This is a genomic window from Mesorhizobium sp. M7D.F.Ca.US.004.03.1.1, assembly GCF_003998635.1.
GTDB lineage: Bacteria > Pseudomonadota > Alphaproteobacteria > Rhizobiales > Rhizobiaceae > Mesorhizobium > Mesorhizobium loti.
This window is the reverse complement of the sequence record NZ_RZQG01001074.1, coordinates 1-1854: the sequence shown is the minus strand read 5'-3', so window position 1 is coordinate 1854 and position 1854 is coordinate 1. Positions and strand designations below refer to the sequence as shown.

The window sequence follows — 1854 nt, the reverse complement described above, 5'->3', positions numbered from 1 at the left end:
CGTCGAATCTCGCCGTTACGTGGCGGCCGCCCTTTCCGAATGCGAATACGCCCCCGCCGCTTTGGTGCGCCGTCTCTGCGAGGAACCGGTCGACATTGCCGCGCCGCTGCTCATCCGCTCCCGCGCCGTCAGCGACATCGATCTCATCGCGCTGATCGGGCGACATGGCCTGCCGCATGCCCGCGCCATTGCACGCCGCAAGGGCCTGAACCCGACCATCGCCGATTTGATCAGGGCGCTGGAAAGGCCAAGCCTGGTGCGCGTGCGGGAACCGGATGCGAAAGCCATCGCAGCAGACGAGATCGTGCCGGTGCGCACGGAAACGGCCTCCGACGAGTCCGCCCGAGAACAGGCGCTCGGCATCGCAGCCGAGAATGCACGGCGCAGGCTGCGCTCGATGATGCGCACGGGCGACGAGGCGGCAGCGGCGACCGCCGATCCTTTTACGGGCGCCGATACTTATGTGAAATTGCGCGAGACAGCGCTGACGGGAAACGCCGCGTTCTTCCAGACCGCGCTCGCCGATGCGCTCGATATCGATTTCTCGATCGCACGATCGCTCACCGCCAACCAGAACTACGCGTCGCTGCTTGCGGCACTGCGCTCGCTAGACCTCAGCGAAGACAGGGCCTTCCTGATCACCGTAGCCGTCTACCCAGCGCAATTCCCGCATCCGCAAGCCATCCGCACCTTCCTCGACCGCTACCGCCTGCTACATCGCGATGTCGCCCTGGACAAGGTACGGTACTGGAAAGCCGAAACCCTCTCGAGGGTGGTTCGCGACGCCGCACCGGCAAACAGCGACACCCGCATGGCATCGAACAGCGACGATGCGGCCGAGACCTCCGGCCTCAGGGCGTCTTCACGGAAATAAGTTCCTCGACGGGCACAGTGCCGGCCTCGATCTCGACCACCCAGATGTCGGGATCGAATTTTTTCTCCCTTTCCAGCCTGGCATCGAGTACGGCGGCATCGTCACCGGCCCCGAGCAGACTGAAAAACCGGTCGTCGGGCTTGGCCGAATCGTAGCTTGTCTGCGGCGCCGGTCCGAACAGGGCAACCTCGCCCAGCCTGCCCCGCGCCAGGACGAAAACAGCGCCGGCTTCGGTTGCGCCCCGCTTGACCACGGCGGCAAATCCGCCGGCGCCGAAAACCCGGCGCAGTAGGGCCGAAACCCACAGATCTGAGGTGACGCGCATGAGACAACTCCGGAAGGCGTGCGGCTGTCTATCGATATTTCCGCTGCTCGGCGAGCTGTCATTTCCCAGTCAGTTGGTCAGGCCGATCTCGCGCATCTTGACGTAGACGATCTCATCGGGCTCGCCCGTTTGCGGCAGCCCGAACAGCGACTGGAATTCCTTGATCGCCGCCTTGGTGCGCGCGCCGACGACGCCGTCCAGCTGCATGTCGTCATTGCCGAACGCCTTGAGCCCGGCCTGGATCTTGACGATGCGGGCATCGGGCGCCTGCGTCGCGACATTCGGATCGGCGGCATTCGCCTGCCCTGAAGTCGCTTGCCCGGAATTTGTCTGCCCCGAATTTGTCTGCAAAGACACCGGAACAGCGGCCGGCATATCCGGACGCGGCTGCGGTCTGGGTACGACGGAAGCGGTTTTCGGCGTCGCGCCCAGTTGATCCAACAGAAGCGCGTCGATCTCGCCGGACGCGTTGAGCCCGACCTTCTGCTGATAGGCCTGGATGGCCTTGCGCGTGTTGGGCCCGGAAATGCCGTCGACCGTTCCGGGGTAGAAATCGAGATTCTTCAGTATGCCTTGCACCTGCTCGACCACCGGATCGCCTTTGATCGGCGCCGGCGCGCCGGATGGCCGCACGATGTTGAACGTCGTCTCAGGT

Annotated in this window: 3 protein-coding genes; 1 reads left to right on the top strand and 2 read right to left on the bottom strand. The window is 64.5% G+C overall.

Annotated elements, in window-relative coordinates; all coding sequences use genetic code 11:
* The coding region (locus EN935_RS34015) for a hypothetical protein (protein WP_127374123.1) at positions 1–874 on the top strand (874 nt) is incomplete at its 5' end.
* Here the strand turns inward: EN935_RS34015 and EN935_RS34010 are convergent.
* Both EN935_RS34010 and EN935_RS34005 read right to left on the bottom strand, forming a co-directional pair.
* Positions 852–1199, bottom strand: a complete 348-nt coding sequence (locus tag EN935_RS34010) for a DUF1491 family protein (protein WP_056580674.1) — start codon at positions 1197–1199, stop codon at positions 852–854. The genes EN935_RS34015 and EN935_RS34010 overlap by 23 nt on opposite strands.
* Positions 1200–1268: 69 nt before the next feature.
* A partial coding sequence (locus EN935_RS34005) for a peptidoglycan-binding domain-containing protein (protein WP_127374122.1) occupies positions 1269–1854 on the bottom strand: 586 nt, incomplete at its 5' end.